Origin of the sequence: Pseudoalteromonas translucida KMM 520 (genome assembly GCF_001465295.1) — a bacterium.
In the GTDB taxonomy this organism is placed as follows: Bacteria; Pseudomonadota; Gammaproteobacteria; order Enterobacterales; family Alteromonadaceae; genus Pseudoalteromonas; species Pseudoalteromonas translucida.
On record NZ_CP011034.1, the window covers coordinates 816,416 to 839,881 of the forward strand.

24 protein-coding genes and 1 tRNA gene are annotated in these 23,466 nt (G+C 39.2%); 18 read left to right on the plus strand and 7 right to left on the minus strand.

Annotated elements, in window-relative coordinates:
• Positions 1 to 7: 7 nt before the first annotated feature.
• The 16 genes from ptsP to PTRA_RS03845 all read left to right on the plus strand — a co-directional run bounded on the left by ptsP (position 8) and on the right by PTRA_RS03845 (position 15,281).
• Positions 8 to 2,272, plus strand: a complete 2,265-nt coding sequence (gene ptsP, locus PTRA_RS03770; RefSeq protein WP_058372750.1) for a phosphoenolpyruvate--protein phosphotransferase — start codon at positions 8 to 10, stop codon at positions 2,270 to 2,272.
• A 67-nt stretch (positions 2,273 to 2,339) separates the two neighbouring features.
• Positions 2,340 to 3,149, plus strand: a complete 810-nt coding sequence (locus PTRA_RS03775) for a sulfite exporter TauE/SafE family protein (protein ID WP_058372751.1) — start codon at positions 2,340 to 2,342, stop codon at positions 3,147 to 3,149.
• Between the two features lie 12 nt (positions 3,150 to 3,161).
• On the plus strand, positions 3,162 to 3,965 hold the full coding sequence (gene lgt / locus PTRA_RS03780) for a prolipoprotein diacylglyceryl transferase (RefSeq protein ID WP_058372752.1): 804 nt from the start codon (positions 3,162 to 3,164) through the stop codon (positions 3,963 to 3,965).
• 10 nt (positions 3,966 to 3,975) lie between these two features.
• The gene (locus PTRA_RS03785; RefSeq protein WP_011327444.1) at positions 3,976 to 4,827 is read left to right on the plus strand and encodes a thymidylate synthase; all 852 of its coding nucleotides are present in this window, start codon (positions 3,976 to 3,978) and stop codon (positions 4,825 to 4,827) included.
• A gap of 23 nt (positions 4,828 to 4,850) precedes the next feature.
• Positions 4,851 to 5,729, plus strand: a complete 879-nt coding sequence (gene galU / locus PTRA_RS03790) for a UTP--glucose-1-phosphate uridylyltransferase GalU (protein WP_011327445.1) — start codon at positions 4,851 to 4,853, stop codon at positions 5,727 to 5,729.
• 319 nt (positions 5,730 to 6,048) lie between these two features.
• Complete coding sequence (locus PTRA_RS03795; RefSeq protein WP_058372753.1) at positions 6,049 to 6,726, plus strand: SPOR domain-containing protein; 678 nt, start codon at positions 6,049 to 6,051, stop codon at positions 6,724 to 6,726.
• A gap of 74 nt (positions 6,727 to 6,800) precedes the next feature.
• Complete coding sequence (locus PTRA_RS03800) at positions 6,801 to 7,388, plus strand: SPOR domain-containing protein (RefSeq protein WP_058372754.1); 588 nt, start codon at positions 6,801 to 6,803, stop codon at positions 7,386 to 7,388.
• 149 nt (positions 7,389 to 7,537) lie between these two features.
• A complete protein-coding gene (locus PTRA_RS03805; RefSeq protein WP_058372755.1) occupies positions 7,538 to 8,128 on the plus strand; it encodes a DUF4402 domain-containing protein in 591 nt (196 codons plus the stop codon).
• A gap of 32 nt (positions 8,129 to 8,160) precedes the next feature.
• A complete protein-coding gene (locus PTRA_RS03810) occupies positions 8,161 to 8,607 on the plus strand; it encodes a hypothetical protein (protein ID WP_058372756.1) in 447 nt (148 codons plus the stop codon).
• Between the two features lie 13 nt (positions 8,608 to 8,620).
• On the plus strand, positions 8,621 to 9,451 hold the full coding sequence (locus tag PTRA_RS03815) for a fimbrial biogenesis chaperone (protein WP_058372757.1): 831 nt from the start codon (positions 8,621 to 8,623) through the stop codon (positions 9,449 to 9,451).
• Between the two features lie 59 nt (positions 9,452 to 9,510).
• Complete coding sequence (locus tag PTRA_RS03820) at positions 9,511 to 12,450, plus strand: carboxypeptidase-like regulatory domain-containing protein (RefSeq protein WP_157756038.1); 2,940 nt, start codon at positions 9,511 to 9,513, stop codon at positions 12,448 to 12,450.
• 18 nt (positions 12,451 to 12,468) lie between these two features.
• On the plus strand, positions 12,469 to 13,131 hold the full coding sequence (locus tag PTRA_RS03825) for an SPOR domain-containing protein (RefSeq protein WP_058372759.1): 663 nt from the start codon (positions 12,469 to 12,471) through the stop codon (positions 13,129 to 13,131).
• A 62-nt stretch (positions 13,132 to 13,193) separates the two neighbouring features.
• Complete coding sequence (lptE, locus tag PTRA_RS03830) at positions 13,194 to 13,787, plus strand: LPS assembly lipoprotein LptE (RefSeq protein ID WP_058372760.1); 594 nt, start codon at positions 13,194 to 13,196, stop codon at positions 13,785 to 13,787.
• 13 nt (positions 13,788 to 13,800) lie between these two features.
• The gene (locus tag PTRA_RS03835; protein WP_058372761.1) at positions 13,801 to 14,493 is read left to right on the plus strand and encodes a FlgO family outer membrane protein; all 693 of its coding nucleotides are present in this window, start codon (positions 13,801 to 13,803) and stop codon (positions 14,491 to 14,493) included.
• 7 nt (positions 14,494 to 14,500) lie between these two features.
• Complete coding sequence (locus PTRA_RS03840) at positions 14,501 to 15,148, plus strand: FlgO family outer membrane protein (protein ID WP_058372762.1); 648 nt, start codon at positions 14,501 to 14,503, stop codon at positions 15,146 to 15,148.
• A gap of 58 nt (positions 15,149 to 15,206) precedes the next feature.
• A tRNA-Arg gene (locus PTRA_RS03845) sits at positions 15,207 to 15,281 on the plus strand.
• 353 nt (positions 15,282 to 15,634) lie between these two features.
• Here PTRA_RS03845 and PTRA_RS03850 read toward each other — a convergent pair.
• The 3 genes from PTRA_RS03850 to PTRA_RS03860 all read right to left on the minus strand — a co-directional run bounded on the left by PTRA_RS03850 (position 15,635) and on the right by PTRA_RS03860 (position 18,965).
• Complete coding sequence (locus tag PTRA_RS03850) at positions 15,635 to 16,567, minus strand: hypothetical protein (RefSeq protein WP_058372763.1); 933 nt, start codon at positions 16,565 to 16,567, stop codon at positions 15,635 to 15,637.
• Positions 16,568 to 16,716: 149 nt separating this feature from the next.
• The gene (locus PTRA_RS03855) at positions 16,717 to 18,165 is read right to left on the minus strand and encodes a dihydrolipoyl dehydrogenase (RefSeq protein WP_058372764.1); all 1,449 of its coding nucleotides are present in this window, start codon (positions 18,163 to 18,165) and stop codon (positions 16,717 to 16,719) included.
• Positions 18,166 to 18,236: 71 nt separating this feature from the next.
• Positions 18,237 to 18,965 carry a glutathione peroxidase gene (locus PTRA_RS03860; RefSeq protein WP_011327453.1) on the minus strand — a complete coding sequence of 243 codons (729 nt, stop codon included), beginning with the start codon at positions 18,963 to 18,965 and terminating at the stop codon, positions 18,237 to 18,239.
• A gap of 113 nt (positions 18,966 to 19,078) precedes the next feature.
• Between PTRA_RS03860 and PTRA_RS03865 the strand changes: the two genes are divergently transcribed.
• A complete protein-coding gene (locus PTRA_RS03865; protein ID WP_058372765.1) occupies positions 19,079 to 19,981 on the plus strand; it encodes a LysR substrate-binding domain-containing protein in 903 nt (300 codons plus the stop codon).
• On the opposite strand, the gene PTRA_RS03870 is transcribed toward PTRA_RS03865, so the two are convergent.
• Entirely contained in the window at positions 19,978 to 21,171 is a 1,194-nt protein-coding gene (locus PTRA_RS03870; RefSeq protein WP_058372766.1) for a flagellar assembly protein FlgT, read from the minus strand. The genes PTRA_RS03865 and PTRA_RS03870 overlap by 4 nt on opposite strands.
• Before the next feature lie 155 nt (positions 21,172 to 21,326).
• Between PTRA_RS03870 and PTRA_RS03875 the strand changes: the two genes are divergently transcribed.
• Positions 21,327 to 21,785, plus strand: coding sequence for an LPP20 family lipoprotein (locus PTRA_RS03875; protein WP_011327456.1), 459 nt, complete (start codon positions 21,327 to 21,329; stop codon positions 21,783 to 21,785).
• A gap of 113 nt (positions 21,786 to 21,898) precedes the next feature.
• On the opposite strand, the gene flgN is transcribed toward PTRA_RS03875, so the two are convergent.
• The 3 genes from flgN to flgA form a co-directional block, all read right to left on the minus strand.
• Complete coding sequence (flgN, locus tag PTRA_RS03880) at positions 21,899 to 22,330, minus strand: flagellar protein FlgN (RefSeq protein WP_058372767.1); 432 nt, start codon at positions 22,328 to 22,330, stop codon at positions 21,899 to 21,901.
• Positions 22,323 to 22,643, minus strand: a complete 321-nt coding sequence (gene flgM, locus PTRA_RS03885) for a flagellar biosynthesis anti-sigma factor FlgM (RefSeq protein WP_011327458.1) — start codon at positions 22,641 to 22,643, stop codon at positions 22,323 to 22,325. Before flgM ends, flgN begins: the two co-directional genes overlap by 8 nt.
• A gap of 76 nt (positions 22,644 to 22,719) precedes the next feature.
• Entirely contained in the window at positions 22,720 to 23,427 is a 708-nt protein-coding gene (gene flgA, locus PTRA_RS03890) for a flagellar basal body P-ring formation chaperone FlgA (RefSeq protein ID WP_058372768.1), read from the minus strand.
• Positions 23,428 to 23,466 lie beyond the last annotated feature (39 nt).

Genomic DNA, 23,466 nt, shown 5'->3' on the forward strand with positions numbered 1-23,466 from the left:
GCAGGACATGCTGGCAACACTTAGGTCTATTGCAGAGTCGGTTTCGCAACAAGCGAATTTAGACAGTGCTTTAGCGTGCTTTGTGACAATGGTTAAAGAAGCCATGCAAACCCAGTGCTGCTCTATTTATTTTGCTGACTACAGCCAAGATAACTTTGTACTTATGGCCACCGAAGGATTAAACCCCGATGCGGTGGGTAAGTTTAGAATTGGCTTTACCGAAGGCCTAGTAGGGCTGGTGGCACAGCGCGAGGAGGCAATTAATATTGCCTTTGCCAAATCTCATCCTCGCTTTAAGCTTTCCCCAGAAGTTAACGAAGAAGGCTATAACGCATTTTTGTCTGTGCCTGTGGTGCATCAAAAAAAAGTACTGGGCGTTATTGTAGTACAACAAAAAATGGCGCGCGTATTTAGCCAAGATGAAGAATCATTTTTAATTACTTTGTCGGCGCAACTTGCCTCACAATTAGCGCATGCTGAAATAAAAGAAGTATTGCGTCAAGATGAGTCCTCTCATCAAACCTCGGTATTAAAAGGGGTGTCGAGTGCTCCGGGTATTAGTATTGGCCATGCATTTGTAGTTATTCCTAAAGTTAACTTTAAATCAATTGAGCTGGAAAAAGAAAGTGATGTAAATGAGCAACGACGCTTATTTACCCAAGCAGTGGCGGCAACCCGAAAAGAATTTAATACACTATCAATGACACTAAGCGACTCTATTCCGCATGAGGCTTTGGCTGTTTTTGATGTTTATCAGCAATTACTCGATGCTAAAAGCTTAGGCCATAACGTTGAGATGGAGTTGCAACAAGGATGGTGTGCAAAAAGCGCCTTAAAAATAGTAATTGAGCGTTTAATCGCTCAGTTTAATGCCATGCAAGACCCATACATAAAAGAGCGCGCGGTTGATGTTAAAGACATTGGCCTGCGAGTGTTGCACCACCTTGTTAATACCGAATTCGCAATCAAAGATTATCCACCCAATACCATACTTATAGCGCATACACTTACTCCTGCCATGCTGGCTGAGGTGCCTAACGATCGTTTAGTGGGTGTGGTGAGCATAAATGGCTCGGCAAATAGTCATGCGTCAATACTAACCCGTGCTATGGGCGTGCCTGCTATTTGGGGCATCGAAGATATTCCATTACTGCAATTAAATAGTAAGCCAATGATTTTGGATGCGTTTTCGGGGCGGTTATATATTTCCCCATCGCAAATGCTAATTGATGAATACACCGAATTACAGCACCAAGACAACTTACTTAATAATCGTTTTTTAGCCGAGCAAAACTTTACAGCGGTTACCCTTGATGGTGAGCACATAAGTTTACTACTCAATGCGGGATTAGAGTTAAACACGCAGCAAAATAGCGCCCATATTTGTGATGGCGTTGGCTTGTACCGCACCGAAGCTTGGTTTATGCAAAAAGGGCAGTTTCCATCGCAATCTGAGCAAGAAACCTGGTACCGAGAAGTACTTAACAGTTATTACCCTAACCCGGTAGTAATGCGAACGTTAGATATTGGTGGCGATAAAGTTCTCGATTATTTTAATATTACCGAAGAAAACCCCTTTTTAGGTTGGCGCGGTATTCGTATTAGTTTAGATCACCCTGAGCTATTTTTAGATCAGCTCAAAGCCATGCTAAAAGCAAATATAGGCTTAGGTAATTTAAAAATAATGCTGCCGATGATCAGTGGTACAGAAGAAGTAGACGAATCATTAGCACTTTTTGAGCAAGCGTATTTTGAGCTTAACGAGCAATACCCAGAGCAAACAATTGAACGACCCGATATAGGTATTATGCTTGAAGTACCGTCGAGTGTATTTATGCTGGCAGACTGGTCTAAAAAAGTCGATTTTTGCTCTGTAGGCAGTAACGATTTAACGCAATACCTGCTCGCTGTAGACAGATCAAACGCCCGGGTTGCAGAACTGTTTAACCCGTATCATCCTGCAGTGCTCAGAGTATTAAATAAAGTGGCTCGTGAGTGCCAGCAGTACGAGCTACCGTTTAGTTTATGCGGCGAGCTTGGCGGCGATCCTGAAGGCGCAATATTACTTATTGCCATGGGGTATCGTCGTTTAAGTATGAACTTGTCATCACTAAATAAAGTTAAATGGGTGCTTAGGCGCTTACATGTCAGCGAAATGGAAGCATTACTTAAAGAGTGCTTAGCGCAATCGTCGGCTAAGCAAGTATTGCGTTTAACTCGCAGCTTTATGATAGAGCATGAGCTGGGTAACTTATTTTATACCCCCAAATAAATTCTCGTGTTAACTGTAATCAGAATCCATTAAGATACGCGCATAATAAAAGGTATATGGGATAACTATGTATGATCTAGGATTATTGGTTGCAAGTTGCGCGCTACTAGGCTGTGTTGTCGGATTTTTAGCCGGGTTACTCGGAATTGGTGGCGGCTTAATTATTGTGCCCGTATTAAGTGCCTTATTACTCGCTTTTAATGTAACGGCTGCTGAAAATGTATTAGTTATTGCCATTGCAACATCGCTTGCCTCTATTTTGTTTACCTCTACATCTTCAGCGCTGGCTCATCATAAAAATGATAACGTGCCTTGGGTTATTGCACCTTGGGTTATGTCGGGCGTGGCCGTTGGCGCGCTAATTAGTGGCTTTGCTGCAAGCTTAATACCCGAGCAAATATTACGCACGGTATTTGCTGTAAGCGTGGTATTTATTGCTTTAAGAATGGTGTTATCAGCTCGTAATAAACCTTTGTCAGAAAAACCTTTACCGTCGGGTCCTATTCTAGGCAGCTTATGTGCCATTATGGGGGCACTATCTGGGTTAATAGGTATAGGCGGTGGCGCATTAATTGTGCCTTTACTGCATTATTTTTCGGTTGATATTAAAAAGGCCATAGGCTGCGCTGCAGCATGCGGAATTGTTATCGCCTTTTTTGGCTCTATTGGTTATATCAGTGCCGGATGGCAGGTTACCGATTTAGAACACGGCTTTGCAGGGTTTGTATATTTACCTGCATTATTTGGGATTGTAATTACCTCGTGGTTTATAGCGCCTATTGGTGCTAAAGCAACCCACTATTTACCGGTTAATACAATAAAGAAAGTTTTCGCGGTGTTACTTGTTATCATCGCAATTAAAATGGTTTTTAGCTAAAGGTTTATTTTTATGGCACTGGAATTTCCTGTAATCGATCCGATCATATTTTCTGTCGGGCCACTAAGCGTACGTTGGTACGGATTAATGTATTTAATAGGTTTTGCATTTGCAATGTGGTTTGCAAATCGCCAAGCGGCAAAACCAAATTCAGGTTGGACTAAAGACCAAGTAGGCGATTTCCTATTTTACGGCATGCTAGGAGTAATTCTTGGTGGGCGTATTGGTTATGTATTATTTTATCAATTTAGCTATTTTATAGAAAACCCCCTATATTTGTTCAGGATAGATCAAGGTGGAATGTCGTTTCATGGTGGCACTTTAGGTGTGATCACCGCAGTTGTTATTTTTGCTTGGACACGTAAAAAGTCAATACTGCAAGTAGGCGACTTTGTTGCACCGCTTGTACCGGTAGGTTTATTAGCGGGACGTATAGGTAACTTTATAAATGGTGAGCTTTGGGGTCGAGTAAGCGATGTACCATGGGCTATGGTATTTCCAACCGGCGGGCCGTTAGCACGCCATCCATCGCAGCTATACGAAGCATTTTTTGAAGGCTTAGTATTATTTTTAATTTTACAGTGGTTTATTAAAAAGCCTCGCCCTGCTGGGAGTGTAGCGGGTGTGTTTTTACTAGGTTACGGCATATTTAGATTTTGCATTGAGTACTTTCGCCAACCAGATGCACAGCTGGGTTTATTTGCCGATTTTATCTCGATGGGGCAAATACTCTCGCTGCCTATGATAGTAGGCGGGTTAGGCTTATTAATTTGGGCTTATAAGCAAGCACCACAAAAAACAGCGGTAAAGGGTTAGAATAAATACCATGAAACAATATTTACAATTATGTCAGCGTATTGTTGATGAAGGCCAGTGGGTAGAAAACAAACGTACAGGCACACGCTGTTTAACCGTGATCAACGCCGATTTAGAATACGATGTGGCGAATAATCAGTTTCCGATGATCACTACGCGTAAAAGCTATTACAAAGCAGCTATTGCTGAATTGCTCGGTTACTTGCGTGGTTACGATAGCGCTGCACAGTTTCGCGAAATAGGCTGTAAAACCTGGGATGCAAATGCAAACGAAAATAGCGCTTGGCTTAATAATCCGCACCGTAAAGGTGAGGACGATATGGGCCGTGTTTATGGCGTACAAGGGCGTGCTTGGCAGCGCCCAGATGGCTCAACGCTAGACCAGCTAGCAAAAGTAATTAATAACTTAAAAAATGGTATAGACGATCGCGGTGAAATAATTAGTTTTTACAACCCAGGCGAATTTGAGCTTGGCTGTTTACGCCCGTGTATGCACACGCACACGTTTTCATTATTAGGTGACACACTTTATTTAACGTCAATTCAGCGTAGCTGCGACGTACCGCTAGGGCTTAATTTTAATCAAATTCAGTGTTTTGTATTACTGGCATTAGTGGCGCAAATTACTGGGCATAAAGCGGGTAAGGCGTATCATAAAATAACCAACGCGCATATTTATGAAAACCAGCTTGAGCTAATGCGCGATGTGCAGTTGAAACGCGAGCCGTTTGCATCGCCGCAGTTAAAAATTAATCCAAACATTAAATCACTAAACGATATAGAAACCTGGGTAACACGCGATGACTTTGAAGTGACAGGTTATGAGTGTCACGAAGCCATTCAATACCCATTTTCGGTATAACAAAACAGATTAAGGAAAACACCATGAAAGCAGTGATCCCCGTAGCGGGCCTCGGAACTCGCATGTTACCAGCCACCAAAGCAATTCCAAAAGAAATGCTACCGGTTGTTGACCGTCCACTAATTCAATACGTAGTTAACGAAGCCGTTGCTGCAGGTATTAAAGAAATAGTACTGGTAACGCATTCAAGTAAAAACTCAATAGAAAACCACTTCGACACTAGTTTTGAGCTTGAAGCCACACTAGAAAAACGAGTAAAACGACAGCTACTTGCCGAAATACAGTCTATTTGTCCTAAAGATGTAACTATTATTCAAGTACGCCAAGGCGAAGCCAAAGGCCTAGGGCATGCAATTAACTGTGCAGCGCCAATTATAGGTAACGAACCATTTGTGGTTATTTTACCCGATGTAATAATTGATGATATGGAAAGCGATCTTAGTAAAGATAACTTAGCCGAAATGATCAGCCGCTTTGAGCAAACTCAACATAGCCAAATAATGGTAGAGCCAGTACCAATGGCTGAAGTTGATCAATTTGGTGTTGTTGACTTGGGCAGTGTTGAGCTAAAACAAGGCGAAAGCTCGCCAATTCATAACATGGTAGAAAAGCCACCAGTTAACGAAGCACCATCAAACCTTGCTGTAGTAGGGCGCTATGTATTAAGTAAAAATATTTGGCCATTACTCGCTAAAACACCGCAAGGTGCTGGTAACGAAATTCAGCTTACAGACGCTATTGCCATGCTAATGCAGCACGAAACTGTTGATGCATACGCAATTAAAGGGCGTAGCCACGACTGTGGTAGTAAAATTGGTTATCTTAAAGCAACTATTGAGTTTGCACTACGTCGTGAAGAATTTGCTGACGAGTTAAAAACGTTTATTAAAACATTAATTTAACATTCCTGCTTTTTATAAAAGTAACTAAAAGACGCCTATATGGCGTCTTTTTTGTTTTATAGTCGTTAATATCGTTGTATTTGGCGATAAAAAAATTATAACTGCAGACACGCTGTAAATTATGATGTAATGTTTGTGTTAACTATTGTTTAATTTATTGACTGCTAAGCTAAAAAGCACATTAATTGCTTCAGTAATTATTGGTATAAAATAAACTAGGTAATATATCCAAGCACAATTAATAAAGTTAAACGCTTACTTATAAGAATGTTTAACTGAAATGTAAGTGTACTTACACTACTTTCAGGGCCGCGAATGCATGTTTAAATATAAAAAAAATAATACTTTAATATTGAGTTTGCTTATACTCTTGTTTAGTACTGCTTGTGCAACTGCGCCCAACAAAACGGTATTAGTAGAGCCAATAAACGACTCGCCTGAATATGTGTCTATTACTGCATTAGAGCTGGCGCAACTAAAAGATGCCGCAATGCAATGGCAGCAAGCCCGCTCTGGGATTGAACGACTTTTAAAGCTAGAAAAAGATATTACCTATTTGGTAAACCATATAGATATTATAAATAGCAAAGCAATTGCGCAGTCTAGTCAAAAAGCTCGCAATCATTATAATCGCCCCACGCGCAAACAACGCTACTCGAGCACTGCTCAGCAAGCAATTAAACCAGCTTATAGTACAAAACCAACGGTAAAATTAAATACTCCAAAGCAAGTTTTTGCATTACAAGTTGCGTCGCTCGATTCCGAAAAAGACTTAGTTAAAGCATGGCAAGAACTCAATGAGCAAGCCGCGCCGTTATTTAGAGATAAAATTCGCACCAATGTTGAAACAGCAAATGTTAATAATAAAACCTACTATCGATTAAAGTTAGGCGTGTATCAAAACTTTAAAAATGCCCAAGCCGATTGCGACGTGTTTAAACTTTATAAACTCGACTGCATAGTAAGTAACTACACAGATAAACCGGTAAAGCTGTAGTTATAATTTTATTTAATTTTGTGGTATATTTTTTGCTTTATAGTTTGTAAGTAAATTAATATGGCTGAATAAAATTGAACAGACTGTTTTTAATATGTATTTTAGTTATTTTAGTTGCAGGGTGTAGTAATCAAAATACTGACGCCACACAGTTAAATGACATAGTACGCATGGAAGAAATAAAACCTTACCTAGAACAATGGGACGCTAATAAAGATAAAATAACGCGTTTAAGCGAAATTGAAAGTGAGCTATTAATGTTAGTTCAAGCGCTATCCCTACAAGCAGATTTAGAGACAGTACCTGAAAATATGCGTACAGGTGTTAAATTAGTTGAACATGGTACAAGTGAACAGAATATACAAGAAACAGCCCAAACAACTTTAACTACCCCACAGCAATCTACTTATGCCGTGAATTTAGGTAGTTACTTAAAAAAAGATTTAGCAATACTTACTTCGCAAAGGCTTCAAAAAGCATACCCTTTAATTTTTAAAGCGTTTCAATATAAAGTAAACACTCTTTCAAAGCCCAACATAGTGTTGCATCAGTTAATCGCTGGGCCATTTAATAATAAGCAAGATGCCATCATTTTTTGTCGAATCTTATCTAAAATAGACCTAGCCTGTAAGTTATCTCCTTTTGCTGGAGAAAATGTTTAATAAACAATAAGCTGTATTTATTGAATTAAAAAAGCGATTTTATAAATTTTTTAAAAAAGTATGAAATAATCCTAAACATATAATGATTTTGGTCGATAATTAATTTAACCTAAATGTAAGGTTTATGAAAACATATCTAAGGAATGAATATGAAAAAATTATTAACTAAAACTACACTGGCTGCATCTGTTGCTTTACTTGCTTTTGGTGCTTCGGCAGAAACTGCGACATTTAACGCAGGTGTAACTGTTCAAAATGCATTTACTTTTCAAAGTACTGCAGATTTAGATTTTGGTACTATTCGTGCTACAGCAGATACAGCTACAACCGATACAGCGACGCTTGTTCTTGCAGCCAACCCTGCAACATCATCAAAAACAGCTGCTTCAGGTGCGGGCGCAGAAATTGCAGTACTTACAGCAGGTACGCCAGCTTCTTTTTCAGTGTCTGGAGTTTCTCCTTTTGCAACACTAACAATTGATGCGACAGGTGTAACGGGTGCTATTTCTCCGGTAACAGCTCCTGCAGGTACTGCAGGCTTTACACTTAGTACTCCTACTTACTACGTATTAACAGGCGCAAACCCAAATAGTGCAGCAACAACAGCTATTCAAGTTGACTCTACAGGCGCTGCTACATTTAATATGGGTGCAACATTAACTACAGATGCAACAACCCCTTCAAGTGATTACATTGACGGCGATTACAGTGGTACATTCACATTAATATTAGATTATTAATAGTATTTGCCTGCCTTAATGGCAGGCACTTTGTGCTAAAACTTATTTTATTACTGAGTGCTTTTTTTTGCGTTCAGGCACTTGCTCAGGTGACCGTTCTTGAACCTCTAAACTTCGGTACGATTGTTGTCGTAAAAAATACACCTAGTAGCTCAATCACTCTTTTACCAAGTGGCAGTAGTTCGACAACCAATATACATTTAATGCAAAGTGGACATCCTGCAGAATTGCTTTTTGAGGGATTCGGGGCACGAGTACAATTAAACATAAGTGATACAGGTGTATATCCATCCCTTAGTAGAGTGAATGGTGGAAACGCTTTTATACTTAACAGTGTCATTTATGCTTCTTCTGTAACAACAAACGCATATGGCATGGGGGTTTTAAAGGTTGGGGGGCAGTTAAGCACCAGTGGCGACGGGCAACCATATATAGACGATAACTACAGCACCACAATTGAACTAACAATTTCGTATTAAGAGCAATTTCACAATGAATTTATTTAAACTTTTTTTTATACTTGCGTGTGCCAGCCAGCTATTCATAAGCTTTAATAGCCAAGCCAATTTACTTATCTCCCCAACTCGTATTTCTTTTGATGAACGCCAACGCGTTGCCAAAGTGATCGTTATAAACAATGGCGATGAATATCAGACATACCGTTTAGAATGGCAGGAAAAAACAGCAAAACCAGAAGGTGGATACATTACCCTAACTGATGGGCAGACACCTTCTTCATCATTGAGCAATATGGTACGTATGAGCCCGTCACAGGTGCGCCTAGCTCCTGGTGAGCGACAAATAGTAAAGCTTGCACTTAGGAAACCTAGAGGCTTAGACGATAAAGAGTATCGTTCGCATTTATTATTTAAAGCCCTACCTAATGAAACTAAAAGTAATAAACAAGGAATGGGTATCACAATTAATATGATTTTGAGTTACTCCATACCAATTATATTACGCCAAGGGGCTAAAATACCTGAAGTAGATATTGAATCTGTTGAAGTAATAAAAAATCAAAAAAATAGCGCATTACTTGTTTCGCTTGCGAAAACAGGAAATTATAGTGCTTTTGGTAAAGTTGAAGCTTTTTACCAAGCAAGTAATAGTAGTGAAGAAATTAAAGTGTCTATGATTAACGACTATAGTATTTACGCTGAAGTACCATTGGCTAGATTGACGTTAAGTCTATTTGAAAAAAATACAATTAAAGGGCCTGGTAAATTGCGTATCGTGTATTCCGGTTTAAAAGAATATCAAGGTACCAAGTTTGCCGAGAAAATAGTTAATATTAATGTAGGATCATTAGGACTATTAAACTGATTTTAAAAATGCATTTCACATGGAGTGTAAGCTTAATTTTACTTGTATTAGGTTTTGGTGTGCAGGCATCTGTAAATAAAACAGATGCTGTGTATAACACTTTAGTTAATATTGAAAAAAAATGGCAAGCTTTAACTTCTGAGCAGGTTAATACTGTTCACAGTAAAGAGCAAGCCACACTAATTAATAGTAGTGGTGATAAAAACGCAGGAATTCCTGTGGGAGAACTGTTGTTTTTTTCAGCGTACTTACGTCAATATTATTTAGGTGAATTAATTGCTATAAAAAGCGATAAAGGCGCTTGGCTTGAGCTTAATAGCTTGTTTGAGCAACTTAATTTTGCCATAGCAATTAATAACGAAAATTTAACTGCAAAAGGTTGGTATATTTCACAAAACAATCGTTTTGAGCTGGATTTAACTAATAAAACAGTCGTTATAAAAGGCGAGCTTTACCCACTATCTGAGCAAGATTACTACCTTGATGCTGGTGATATATTTATTGATTCAGCGCTTTTAAATAATTGGTTTGAGTTAAATTCAAAGCTAAACTTTAGTTCCTTGGAGCTTAGGCTTTCTCCTAAACAACAATTACCAATCGAGCAAAGACTACAGCGCGAAGAGAGAAAAATATCAAAAAATACTGATAGTTTAGAGCCCACATTACCTTGGAAAGCCAGTCCTTACCAAGCAGTATCTGCACCTGTAGCTGATTTCCAGCTTAGTTATTCTGCAACTAAATCGAATAGTTCTTTAAATTACTCAATTTTAGGCTCGCAAGATCTCGCTTATTTAAAAAGTGAATACTACCTTGCTGGACAAAATGGCGATGATATTAGGGATTCACGTTTATCTTTTAGCCGTGAAGATACAAGCGCAAGCTTATTAGGGCCATTAAATGCCACTAGTATAGAGTTTGGTGATGTACTTTCTACGCAAATAGGAAGTAATTTTACTAGTAACTACGCACGTGGAGTTAAAGTAAATAACAAACCGTTGTATAAAAAGGTAAATAGTAATCAAATAAACTTAACCGGTGCAATACAGGCTGGTTGGGATGTAGAGCTATATCGGAATAAAATTTTAATTGATCAGCAGCTTAGTTTACCTGATGGGCGCTATCTTTTTGAAAATATAGATTTACTGTTTGGGACTAATACGTTTGAGCTTATATTTTACGGGCCACAGGGACAAGTAGAGCGCAAAGTTGAAGAGTATTTAATTGACGGTAATAGCTTAAATGAGGGAGAAGGCTTTTATGAACTTTCATTAACCCAAGAGGGCGAGCAGCTCCTCACAACTCCCAATTACTTCAACGATCAACAAGGCTGGTTGTTAGCAGGTCGCTATGAGCAGGGGGTAACTGACTATTTTTCTGTTTATGCGGGGATATCGGCTCTAAAAAGTGATAACGCAGAGAGTCAAAATAATTATGCGTTTGGCTCTAATTTAAGTATTTTTAATCGTGTATTAATTAATTTAGATTATGAAAAAAGTAATGACAGTGAAAAAGAGCTTGAACTTGCAGCCAGAACTGAGCTTGCCGGACAATCTGTGCGCTTTAGTATGCGAAAAGCATCATTATTAAATGCTAGCCAGCAGAGTAATTTATATAACGATATAGACGCTTATGAGTTATTTGTATCGGGTAATGTTATGCAAAATAATTATGGCCATTTAAGTTATCAAAACACGGCGTCACATATAAGTAGTGATACTCAACAAAGCATTCTTAGATTTGGAAATAGCTTAAACTACTATAATAGCGGCTATTCGTTTAATAATAATTTACAGTGGTCAGATAATGATACCTTTTTTGGTAGTAGCCGGTTGCAAAAACGTTTTGGACGATTGAGCACGCGTTTCGGTGTTAACTACGAAATTAAACCAGAAAGTGAAGTTACGAGTTACGAAACGGAGTTTAGCCGTAACCTAAGCTCTAATTTACAAGCAGAATTAAAATTAACACACCAGCTAGAAGATAACATTAAGTTTGTTGAGTTAGGATTAAATTGGCAAGCTCAGCTGTTTAGCTTAAATAGTAATTTTAATTACGATAGTGAGGATAATTGGCGTATCGGTTTATTTGGTCGCTTTAGCCTAGGGTATGACACTAAAAACAACAACTACTTTGTTAATAACCGCAGTTTAGTTCAGTCGGGCTCTTTAATGGTACATGTTTATCTTGATGAAAATAATAATGGTATTTATGACGATGGTGAGCAAAATTTAGAAGGGATCAAAGTTAAAGGGCTACAAAATTACCGAAGAGCGATAACTGATGAGCACGGTATCGCTTTATTATCGGGTATGCCAGCCAATTTAACCACTGATATAGTGATTGAGCCCGGTAGCATTAACGAGCCTTTTTTAGTTGCCGCTAACGATGGTTTTTCAATAACACCGCGTGCGGGCTTTGTTGAATACATGGAAATACCGCTTAACAATAGTAGTGAAATAGAGGGCACGGTATATAAACAGCATGATGGTAAGCCCAGCGAAGTGCAACCATTCGCCACAATTAAGTTACTTGACCAGCAGGGCAAACAAGTGGCGCAAACACAAGCTGCTTACGACGGTTATTATTTATTTACTGATTTACGCCCTGGTGAATATAAAGCCGTAATTGATGATGAGTTTAAAGAGCGTAAAGCACTTAAAGATACACAACAAATTATGGTGAACTTACCAGCGCAAGGTGAAGTAGTAATGGGCGTAGACTTTGAGCTTAAAGAAAAAGCCAAAAAGCCAGCTTATATTGCTAACGCGGGGCGTTTTTCATCGTTACCTATAATGAAAGCGTATTACCAGTTAATAAAACAGCACTTGCCTGCTGCGTCAAAGCGAGAAGCATTTTACATAAAGGATAAACAGCAAAAACGTTATATATTAGCTATAGCATACGCAGATTCAGAACAAGGTAAACTCGAGCAAGTATGTAATGAACTGCAAATTAAAGGCTTAAGCTGCGAAGTGCAAGCACAACTAATTAGCCATTAAAATCAACAAGGTTTAACTATGCAAAATGTTAATTTTTACAAACGATTTTTAATTATAATAGTATGTATAGGCACTGCTTTTATATCGGGTTGTAGTAGTACTGAGCAAAAAGTGGAAACGTTAGATAAAGTTACTACTCAAACCGAGGTTACTATTTCAGCTGAAGAATTAGATCAATTAAAAGCCTCGTCACAGCAGTGGCAGCAAGCTAAAGCGGGCGTAGAGCGTCTATTAATTATAGAGCAAGACCTAAAGTTATTAATAAGCCAATTGAATGCGGTGGCACAAAGAGAATCGGCAGTAAACAGTAGCAATGTAAGTCAACCAGTAATAACAGCAGAGGCTGAAGCTAATAAAGCAACTGCAACAGATGCAGTTGCTCCAGTGGAACAAATAGAGGAATACACGCAACCTCTTTTTTCTTTACAAGTTGCAGCGGTAACTGAACATGCGCGACTAGTTCAAAGCTTTAATGAAATAAAAGCAAATGCAGCTGAGTTATTTCACGGGGAATTTATTGCAAATGTAGAAACGATAAAAATTAACGGTGTTACTTATTATCGTTTAAAGCTAGGTGCATACCAATATCAAAAAAATGCGAACATAGATTGCAATAAGCTTAAGCTACAGCAAGTTAATTGTATTGTTAGTCATTACACAGATCAGCCACTAAAGTTATAAATAGATAAAGGGGCGGCACAGTACTTGCTTTATCTTTTGTATGTTTTTTGAGGATGGCAACTATGCGCCTTTTATTACCGTTATTATTAGTAAACTTAGCAGCATGTAGCTTAACACCACAGCCTGAGCCAAGTGTAAGCACAACTGCGCGTAAAGCAGCCATGGCACCTTATACGGTTAACGACTACGTAAATAACTTAACTTATCAGCTTAGTCACTTTAAAGGACCTTTAAGCGGTAATTCTCGCATTGGGGTAAGCAGCTTTTATTACGCAAACGCGCTAGATTCAAAGCTTCCCAGCGGCCAAGCTGAAGGTTTAAGCCAACAAATTCAAGAAAGCCTGCTAACGCAATTCACTCAATTGGGATATAACACCGTTGAGTACCGTTTAAGTAATAATATAAATTTAGCATCTAACGCCGATAGCGTGCTTAGCAGAGATATAACTCAACTGCGCGAACGTCAGAATATTGACTTAATTATTACCGGCACAGTTACACGCCAGCAACACGCTTATATTGTTAATGCCCGACTGGTTAATATTAACAATAAACACGTTTTATCAGCTGGCAGTACCGAAATCCCGATTAATGTAATGTGGGGCAGTGAAAAAGTTCAGCAACGCGATAATAACTTATATCGCAGCGAATACTAATTAGGAGCACAAAATGAAAAAGCTATTACTTACATTATGTTTGCCATTGGGCTTTGGGTGCTCACAAATGCTAACAGGCATGAACTCAGACACCACACAAAAAAATAAAAACAACTCAGTACAATTGGCTAATGGCGAGCGCGCAGTGGCAGCTCCAATGACCGACAACCAGGTATATCAGTCGGGGTTAATGCAACATACTAATTATTCAAAATCGAGCACGCCATCGCGTAAAAATATTAATCATTATGTGCGTGGCATAATGCAAAATATGGTAGAAAACCTACAATATGTGAACGAAAAAACACCACTGGCAGTTTCAAGCTTTGTGTTTTTAGATGATGATTACAACGACGCAAGTTTGTTAGGAAATCAAATTTCCGAAAGTTTCATGCATGAACTACACAGCTTTGGCATACCAGTTATCGACTTTAAAACTACCGATTATATGCGCGTAACTCCAAGCGGCGATTTTGTATTTAGCCGCGACTACCTTGAGCTCAACCAAGATCAAAACTTTAACTATGTTTTAGCCGGCACTTTAGTAAGCCATCAAGGTGGTGTGCTTGTAAATGCACGTATTATTGGCTTAGCCAGTAAAGCCGTAGTAGGAACAGCACAAGGCTTTATTCCTCAGTCAGTGGTAGATGCACTTAATAGTAGTTACAGAACCGATGGCATTATGCTTAAACAAGTAGGTAAGTGAGGTAGTTATGCAGCATAATTTAAATTTCATTATTATTACTTTACTATTTTTAGTTGGTTGCTCATCAAGTCGAACAGAAGTTAACCCCTCGACTAACGATAATATAAGTTATGATTTAAATGAAATGCTTAAAGTAGTGCAAACAGAAACGGTTCATACCGAGGTTGATAGCACTCAATTTACCCCCCTTAAACACCATAAAACTTTGGTTAATTATGTAGAGCAAATGGCGCTTGATTTAGTCGACACTCTAGAGTCTGGCAGTGAGCTTGAGGAGAGCATAAATATAGCGGTAACAAGCATAGTCGATTTAGATGCCACCTTAAATAACAGCAACCAGCTGGGTAACCAAATATCAGAAACACTCATTCATCAACTACAAAAGTTTGGTTATGGGGTGGTTGATTTTAAAACGAGTGATGCAATAAACGTAAATCGTCGCGGCGACTTTGTTTTTTCACGAGACATAAAAAATCTCAGCAAAAAGCATATGGCAAGCCATGTACTTGGTGGTACGTTAATATACCGCGCTAATGGCGTTACAGTGAATACCCGAGTTATAAACGTAAATAATAAAAAAGTCGTTGCCAGTAGCCGAAAATTTATACCAAGATACGTTTTAAACAAAGAAGATATCTACTTATCAAGTAATTAAACACAGTTTGCACTTGATCCAAAAAAGACAATGCCGTTATAATTTTAGCTTCAGTTTAGGCCTCTTAGTTAAATGGATATAACGGCCCCCTCCTAAGGGGCAGTTGCAAGTTCGATTCTTGCAGGGGCTACCAATGAAATCAATGAGTTATGATTTACCCCGTTGACCTTTCTGTTTCTGTGTAGCACATATGTAGCAGTGCTAACTCAGGCATTCAATTTAATAGAGCTTATTAATACTTCTGTATTTTCAACATCTAATTAAATTTAAGTAAAAATCCTTATATTGTGAGTGATTATCTTTCACTCTAAGCTAACCATAAAACAGAATGTAAATGTGATGCTAACTGACTGCGGTTATTCACAAATCTAAAGTAAGGCTTTAACTTTTTAGTGAGTGATTTTCTAAAAGTACTTTACCTGCAATGCGCAATAAAAAAGCGAGTAAACGTAAATTTACTCGTTTAAAGTCAGCAGAACCTAGAGCCTAGCCATCATTTGTAATTGTTTCAATTAGTTCACTCAATACAGTATCGGCTTTGCTGGTTTCTACTTGGCAGGTGCCGGCATTTAAGTGGCCGCCGCCATTGTATTTAAGGCATAGTTCGCCGACGTTGGTGTTTGAGCTACGATTAGTGATTGATTTACCAATGGCGTAAACCACATTTTGCTTTTTAAGTCCCCACATTTTATGAATTGAGATATTGCAGTTGGGGTACATGGCATAAATAACAAAGCGGTTGGTGGCGTATATTGTTTCTTCTTGCGTTAAATCAAGGATCACTAAGTTGTTGTGAACTTTGGCGCAGCGGGCTATTTGTTGCTTAGCTTGCTCGTTATGCTCATTATATAAAGCAACACGTTCGGCTACGTCTTCCATTTGTAATATTTCATCAATGCCTTGGTCTTTACAGGCATCAATTAGTTTCATCATTAGTTGGTAGTTCGAAATTTTAAAGTCACGGAAGCGACCAAGTCCGGTACGTGCATCCATAATAAAGTTCATAAGTACCCAGTCGCTTGGGTTGAGTATTTCGTCTTTTGAAAATTGTGCGGCATCGCCTTTATCTACTGCGTCCATCATTTGGGCTGAAATAGTAGGGAATTTTTCTGCGCCGCCATAATAATCATAAACAACACGGGCTGCCGATGGTGCTTGTGGGTCAATAACATGATTTTTAATGTTGCTTGCATTACGCACTGTTTCACTAAGGTGGTGATCAAACGCTACATGGCAGCCTGCGACGTAGGGAAGGTTGGTGGTGATATCGTTGGCGGTGATAGCTATTTTACCATCTTGCATGTCTTTAGGATGTACAAATAAAATGTCATCAATTAGGTCTAAGTCTTTTAACAATACGGCGCATACTAGGCCGTCAAAATCGCTGCGGGTGACGAGTCTAAATTTATTATTGCTCATTGTTTTTCCATTTTTTTATTGATTTATCAACAGAGTGTAACAGTTTAAAAAGTTTTGTTGATACAATTATTTAACAATGTTGGCGATATGAAAAAGCCAAAACAACGGTTTTGGCTTTTAATAGCAAGTTTAATTTTTACGTTAGGGCGTTATGCCCCTGGGCCACATTCCATACAATGGTTAATAATGTCTGGGCCAAATTTTAGTTTGGCGTTTAGGTCGCGCAGCGCTGTGCGTAGCCCTTCTTCGATCACTGGGTGGTAATAAGGCATTTCTAACATTTGTGGTACGGTCATTTTGTTTTGTACCGCCCATGCTAGTAGGTGGGCTAAATGCTCGGCTTGTGGGCCGATAAATTCTGCACCTAAAAATAACCCTGTACCTTGCTCGGCATAAACACGCATGTGCCCTTTGTTTTTTAGCATTACGCGGCTGCGGCCTTGGTTTTCAAAGCTTACTTCGCCTATTTCAAAACAGTCACAACTGCCTAAGCGAGTGGTGATTTCTTTATAACTTTCGCCAACCATGGCTATTTGCGGGTCGCTAAATACGGCGGCAATTTTTGATCTGCGTAATCCTGGCTGTACATCGGGGAAGCGTCCAGCATTTTGGCCAGCAATTAAGCCTTGATCAGATGCTTCGTGTAATAGTGGCAGCATATTACAGGCGTCGCCTGCGATAAATATATTTGAATCGCCACATTGCATTGTATAAGCGTCGGCAATTGGTACACCACGTTCATCAAGTTCAATGCCGGTGTTTTCTAAGCCGAGTTTATCTGTGTTTGGTACGCGCCCGGTTGCGGCAAGTACGTAGTCAAATTGTTCGGTGTGTTTAGCACCTTGTTTGTCGGTGTAAGTAAGCTGCGCTTTGTTGTCTACTTGCATCATGTCGGATACGTTTGAGTCGGTATCAACAAAAAATTCTTCGGCAAATACGGTGTTTGCGTAGTCTTTTACTACTGGGTCTGTAAGGGGGCCAATTGCACCACCAACACCAAATAATTTTACTTTAACGCCTAAACGGTGCAGTGCTTGGCCTATTTCAAGGCCGATAACACCTGGGCCAAATACGGCTACCGATTCTGGAAGGTCGTCCCAGTCAAATACGTCATCGTTTATAATTAATTTGTCGCCAAAATTATTAAATACGCCAGGGTATGAAGGGCGTGAGCCGGTTGCTATTACAAAGCGTTTAGCCGTAATAATGGTGTGATCATCTATTTGTACGCGGTTTGCATCTAAAAATTTAGCATAGCCACGAATTTTGTCATCGCTTGGAAGCTCATCTACGGCTTCTACAACAAATCCGGCAAAGCGGTCGCGTTCACTTTTAACGCGCGCCATCACTTCTTTACCATTAATACGTGGTGCAGAGCTGTGTACACCAAATGCAGGTGCCATTGTGATTGAGTGCGCAGCTTCAGCAGCTGCAATTAATAATTTACTCGGCATGCAACCAACTCGTGCGCAGGTAGTGCCGTAAGGGCCTGATTCGATCATAAGTACGTTATTTGTAAATTGTTTAGCATTACGATAAGCACTTAAACCCGCAGTACCCGCACCAATAACAACAACGTCGGTTTGCAATTCTTTCATTATTTTTTTCCTTATAAAATAGGGGCAACCAGTGCCCCTATTTATATTTACTCATTGAGCAAAATTATTAATTAAGCAAAGTATTTTTCTAAATCGTCTGAGCCGCCAATGTGCTTACCGCCAATAAATACTTGCGGAACAGTTTCACGGCCAGATACGGCTTTAAGGCTTGTTAGTGATGCGCCTGAGCCCATAACAATCTCTTCAAATGCAAAGCCTTTTTCTGTAAGAAGCGCTTTAGCTTTTGAACAGAACGGACAACCAGGTTTAGTAAATACAGTTACTGGCTCTGGTTTAGCTTGCTTAGGGTTGATGTAGTCAAGCATTGTATCAGCGTCAGATACTTCAAACGGGTCGCCTGGTAAATCTGGTTCGATGAACATTTTGTCGATCACGCCATCTTTTACAAGCATAGAGTATCTCCAGCTGCGCTTACCAAAACCTAGGTCGTTTTTGTCTACTAACATGCCCATGCCGTCAGTAAATTCGCCGTTACCGTCTGGTAGTAAAGTAATGTTTTGCGCTTCTTGATGCTCAGCCCATGCGTTCATTACAAAGGTGTCATTTACCGATAAACATACAATTTCGTCAACGCCGTTTTGCTTAAGTACGCCGGCTAGTTCGTTGTAACGTGGTAAATGAGTAGACGAACATGTTGGTGTAAATGCACCCGGTAGTGAAAATACAACAACCGTTTTACCTTTAAAAATGTCATCTGTTGTTACTGATTTCCATTCGTCGTTTTGACGAGTTGCAAATGTAACGCTTGGGATTGTTTTGCCTTCAATATTGTTTAACATAATTTTTGTTCCTCTTGATTTGTTGATAGCCATTATGGCGGTGATTTAAATATAGTTCCAATCGTTTGTTTGCATTAAACTGATAGGTATAAACTATCAGCCTGGTAATGAATATGAACTTAAAAGATTTAGAGTATGTAAAAGCCATAGCGCACTTTAAGCACTTTCGTAAAGCGGCCGATGCGTGCTTTGTAAGCCAGCCTACCTTAAGTGGCCAAGTAAAAAAACTCGAACAGGAGCTAGGTGTTACTTTATTTGACCGCTCTACTAAACAGGTAACGTTAACTGCCAAAGGCGAGCGTTTATTAACACAAATTAATATTATTTTAGAACAAACACAAATACTTAAAGAGCTTGCTGCTACGTCAAACGAGCCGCTACAGGGTAAGTTAACTATTGGTATTATTCCAACCATTGCGCCTTATTTACTGCCGGTATTACTCACTTCAATGAAAGAAGCGTTTATTAATAGTCGCTTTTCGTTTATTGAAATGCAAACCGCTACAATTTTAGAAGCGCTAGATAACGGCGAGCTCGACTTTGCTATTTTGGCCGATGTACCCGAGCTCAAAAAGTACCATAGGGTTAATTTATACAAAGAAGATTTTGTAGTGGCTGTATCACACGATAATTCATTAGCTCAGCAAAAAAAAGTAGCGCTGCGCGACTTACAAGGATGCAGCCTATTAATGTTAAGTGATGGCCATTGCTTTAAAGATCAAGCCCAGCAGTTTTGTTTTTCGGCAGGAGTTAATGTGTCGAGCCAGTATCAGGGCAATAGTTTAGAAACATTACTGGCGCTGGTGGCTATGGATGACGGAGTTACATTTGTGCCTAAATTGGCATGTACTGAGCGAGTGGGGGTTAATTATTTAGCTATTTACCCTAATCAGCAGCGCAATATAGTATTTGCATCTAGAAAGCATTACCCGCATTTATCGGGGGTTGAGCAATTGGGTGAATGGTTGTCGGCTCACCCTAATTTAAAGGCTAAATTAACTAAAGTCTTGAATTAAAGGTTTTGGCTAACTATTTCGACTATATCGTTAATTTGCACGCCCGGAAGTGGTGCATTATTAATGCTTACCGCAATGGCGCTTTGTTGATACAACTGCTCAACACGAATGCTATTAAGGGTAATCACTTTATGTGGCATAGTATTGCCTAAAGCGTCTGTTAGGTAGTTGTGGTGTGCAATGCTAAGTAGTTGGCCTTTTTTAAGGCCATGCGCTTTACCTAAGTTAATCACTATGTTGCCCTGATCAAGGTGCATAATTTTTCCTTGAGTAGGCAAGCAGGCCATAGCTGATTGTAAATCGTAACTTAGCGTTTGGTTTATATCGTTTATGCTTTGCCCATAGGGCGATTGCCAAAACATACTACTGTTAACATCAACAATTGCGGTTTTTTCAAATGGCCAAATAGCTTGATTTTGATAGCTATTTTGCCAAAGCTGCTCATAAGTTGTGCCATCAAAAAGGGTAAACTCTATTTGGTAACTACGTTGATAGCTTTCGTCTTGCCAAAAGGCATAGTCGCTATTGAGCTTGTCGCTAGTTGATAGATTGGTTATTTGGCTTAATAAAACGTACTGCGCGTTACTGCGCGAAGAAATATCTTCTAATTGCGCATTAGAGTAGTCGTGTTGCTGCGAAAAATACTTATCGACCTTTATTGCGTTGTTGTAATAAGCAATTGGTACTGCGCTCATTTTTGACTTTTGCAATGCGGTATAAATATTTTTGCTAACGGCTTTATCTATGTCAAATATTTGACCCATGCGGGCTTGTTCACGATGATTAAGCTGGCTTTGGGTAACGGCCACAAACTTTTTAAAACTACTTTGTGGGCATTGCTCTGTTTGTGCAAAAATATCTAAGCGCAGTGTAATAGCTAGCTGATTATTATGACGCTCTTCGCTCACAAGCTCTATTTTTTGAATTTCGCCATGGCTGCTTATTTTAAGCTGATCTTGCATTAGCACGCCGTCTACTAAGGTTTGTACCGAGCTTACCCGCGCACCAGAGAACACTAACGCTTGTGTAATGGCATCTTTAATTGCTGCAGATTTAGCTGCGCCTACATCGCTACTTTTAACTTGTGCATGGCCGGTCGACTCATACCACTGCGCTGCAGTAAAAGGCGAAAACGTTAATAAAGCAGTTGCGCTTAGCCCTGCAAATACCGATGATAAAAACGAATTCATACATTTACTCCAGTTAAATTTTAGCTATTAGCGTAAGTTATACAGCAAGGAGCGTACCAATGTTATTTGTGAGTAAACACCAATCAAGTGTCAATGGCATTAAACCTGCATAAGTATCGTATAATTATTTAATTTATTTTTTAGGGCTAGGTACTATGCGAGTAATGCCATTACTTATCACGTTAGGATGCATAACTTTAAGCGGTTGTAGCAATATGTTTGATAAGCACGTTGAATACAAATATGTAGAGCCAAACAACTACCCGGTATTAAAAGCCGTGGGTTATGCACCTATTAGCCTGCAGTCGGGTGTAAATAAGTCGCAAAAGCAGCTAATGGCTATTAAGGCTTCTAAGCTAGAAGCTTACCGAGAGCTTGCAGAGCAAGTGTATGGGCAACAAATTACCGCAGGTACTACAGTTGCAGGTTCAATAGCACAAGACGATTACCTACAAAGCAAAGTGCAGGGCATTATTAAAGGCGCACAAGTTATAAAAGCCTACGCGGTAGACGACACCTATATAACTGAGCTTGAACTAAACATGAAGCGCGTACACGACCTGTACATAGGCGAAATTAAACCCCGAGAAGTTAAAAAAGTAACTTATTATTAGGGAGTCCATATAAGACTCTAGCTCCCCCTAAAAACGTTAGTAACTCTAAAAACAAAAAAGCCCTAGCTGATTAACAGTTAGGGCTTTTTTATTATGTAGGACGTTATTTTAAATTAAGCTTTTAAATTACGCACCAAGTTATTATCGGTATTTATTACACTACCGGCTTGGTCGTAGGTCATAGAGGAGGGGGCACCAATTAAAATATCTTTTAATTGCTTAACGCTTAATTGTGCTTGATGCGCTGCGTGGGCATTTACTTCATTTTGCTTTTGGCATTGCTCAAGCTTGCTGCGTATTAGTTTAATTAAATCGGTGATCTCGGTTGTTTGCTCATCGTTATTGGCAATCAACTTGTTGAGCTCTTTATCGAGGCTGCTTAGTGTGGTTAAAAAAGACATTTTTTGTTGGGTAATTTCTTTTAAACCTTCACCACGGCGCGAGGCAATAGATGTTAGCTCGTCATTTAATAAAATATTAAGTGACTCTAAGCAATTGTGTTGCTCATTTAGTTTAATAGTAATTAAACTATTGTGATCAGCCATAAACGTTAAACTCAAATTCAGCTAGGTTTTTTGCAAGCTTTTCGCTGTCTATTTGGTATTTACCCTCAGTGATTGCTTTTTTAAGCTCTGCCACTTTATCGGTATCAAAACCAGGAGACTGCTGCGCTTTATCTTGCAGAGTTTTTAGCTGTTTAGCTTGCGGGGTTAAGCTTACAGAGTCGCTGGCAGCTTTAGGCGCCGAAGACTGTGCAGCTTGCGTATTTGCATTATCTCTTTGTATATCAACTTTTTGCTGTTTAGTGTTAGTTAACACATTTGCTTGTTGATTACCTTTATTAACTTGACCGACCATAATAATAAACCTGTATATTACCCAACTAATGCCAAGTTATCGGCATATACATAAGATACTTTAGTGTAAATTTAAATTATATATTAACTTGCACAGACTCTACACCATCTACGCGTGCATTTAAAACTTTACCGGTTTTTTTGTTTTTTACTTTAACTTGCTCGCCAAGGCTGCCATCTTCAAGTGCGATACCGGTTGTTTTGACTTTTAAGCCCTTAATATTAGCATGAATATTTACAGCATCGCCCTTACATACCATACATATTTGGCTCAATAAAAGTGGCATTCCGCTGCGTATATTTCGTTTACTACGGCTGCCTATTAATAATGCCGGGTTATCTAAATATTGTACTCTAATAAAGTGGCTTGGTCGCATTTCAATACTTAAATGCGCCGCAGTTATTACTTCGCCACGAGCTAAATTTACATTCGCAACTACAACAGGGGCTGTTTCGGTCACTCTTACGTGTACATATTGAGCCCAGTTGTTAGTGTCGTTACATTTTATTTGTAATGTTACTTGGCGATTAAAAGGTGGATCGCTGGGGAGCAATAACTCAGGCTCTGAGTCGCAACTGCGATCGGGAGTACGCGGGTCGAGTGGTAACGCACTAAGCTGTACTTTGTTTTCATCGAGGTTGTTAATTTGCGCCGCAACGTGAGTTATGGCCATTTGTTGTAATATGTCTTTGCTAAATACTTTTGCCTCTAAAGGTAAAGTTAAACAGAGGCTAGTAAGAACATAAAAAACACTGTATCTTCTGATTTTTTTTAACAAACTCATAATGTTTCGGCTATGCTTATAGGTTAAAACAGGGTATAA

Coding starts and splice junctions, on each gene's coding strand:
- lgt (WP_058372752.1), top strand. CDS start 3,162: ATGGCACTGGAATTTCCTGTAATCGATCCGATCATATTTTCTGTCGGG.
- PTRA_RS03855 (WP_058372764.1), bottom strand. CDS start 18,165: ATGAAAGAATTGCAAACCGACGTTGTTGTTATTGGTGCGGGTACTGCG.
- PTRA_RS03805 (WP_058372755.1), top strand. CDS start 7,538: ATGAAAAAATTATTAACTAAAACTACACTGGCTGCATCTGTTGCTTTA.
- flgN (WP_058372767.1), bottom strand. CDS start 22,330: ATGGCTGATCACAATAGTTTAATTACTATTAAACTAAATGAGCAACAC.
- PTRA_RS03835 (WP_058372761.1), top strand. CDS start 13,801: ATGAAAAAGCTATTACTTACATTATGTTTGCCATTGGGCTTTGGGTGC.
- PTRA_RS03825 (WP_058372759.1), top strand. CDS start 12,469: ATGCAAAATGTTAATTTTTACAAACGATTTTTAATTATAATAGTATGT.
- PTRA_RS03870 (WP_058372766.1), bottom strand. CDS start 21,171: ATGAATTCGTTTTTATCATCGGTATTTGCAGGGCTAAGCGCAACTGCT.
- lptE (WP_058372760.1), top strand. CDS start 13,194: ATGCGCCTTTTATTACCGTTATTATTAGTAAACTTAGCAGCATGTAGC.
- PTRA_RS03875 (WP_011327456.1), top strand. CDS start 21,327: ATGCGAGTAATGCCATTACTTATCACGTTAGGATGCATAACTTTAAGC.
- PTRA_RS03850 (WP_058372763.1), bottom strand. CDS start 16,567: ATGAGCAATAATAAATTTAGACTCGTCACCCGCAGCGATTTTGACGGC.
- PTRA_RS03865 (WP_058372765.1), top strand. CDS start 19,079: ATGAACTTAAAAGATTTAGAGTATGTAAAAGCCATAGCGCACTTTAAG.
- PTRA_RS03785 (WP_011327444.1), top strand. CDS start 3,976: ATGAAACAATATTTACAATTATGTCAGCGTATTGTTGATGAAGGCCAG.
- PTRA_RS03840 (WP_058372762.1), top strand. CDS start 14,501: ATGCAGCATAATTTAAATTTCATTATTATTACTTTACTATTTTTAGTT.
- PTRA_RS03775 (WP_058372751.1), top strand. CDS start 2,340: ATGTATGATCTAGGATTATTGGTTGCAAGTTGCGCGCTACTAGGCTGT.
- galU (WP_011327445.1), top strand. CDS start 4,851: ATGAAAGCAGTGATCCCCGTAGCGGGCCTCGGAACTCGCATGTTACCA.
- PTRA_RS03860 (WP_011327453.1), bottom strand. CDS start 18,965: ATGTTAAACAATATTGAAGGCAAAACAATCCCAAGCGTTACATTTGCA.
- ptsP (WP_058372750.1), top strand. CDS start 8: ATGCTGGCAACACTTAGGTCTATTGCAGAGTCGGTTTCGCAACAAGCG.
- flgA (WP_058372768.1), bottom strand. CDS start 23,427: ATGAGTTTGTTAAAAAAAATCAGAAGATACAGTGTTTTTTATGTTCTT.
- PTRA_RS03795 (WP_058372753.1), top strand. CDS start 6,049: ATGTTTAAATATAAAAAAAATAATACTTTAATATTGAGTTTGCTTATA.
- flgM (WP_011327458.1), bottom strand. CDS start 22,643: ATGGTCGGTCAAGTTAATAAAGGTAATCAACAAGCAAATGTGTTAACT.
- PTRA_RS03815 (WP_058372757.1), top strand. CDS start 8,621: ATGAATTTATTTAAACTTTTTTTTATACTTGCGTGTGCCAGCCAGCTA.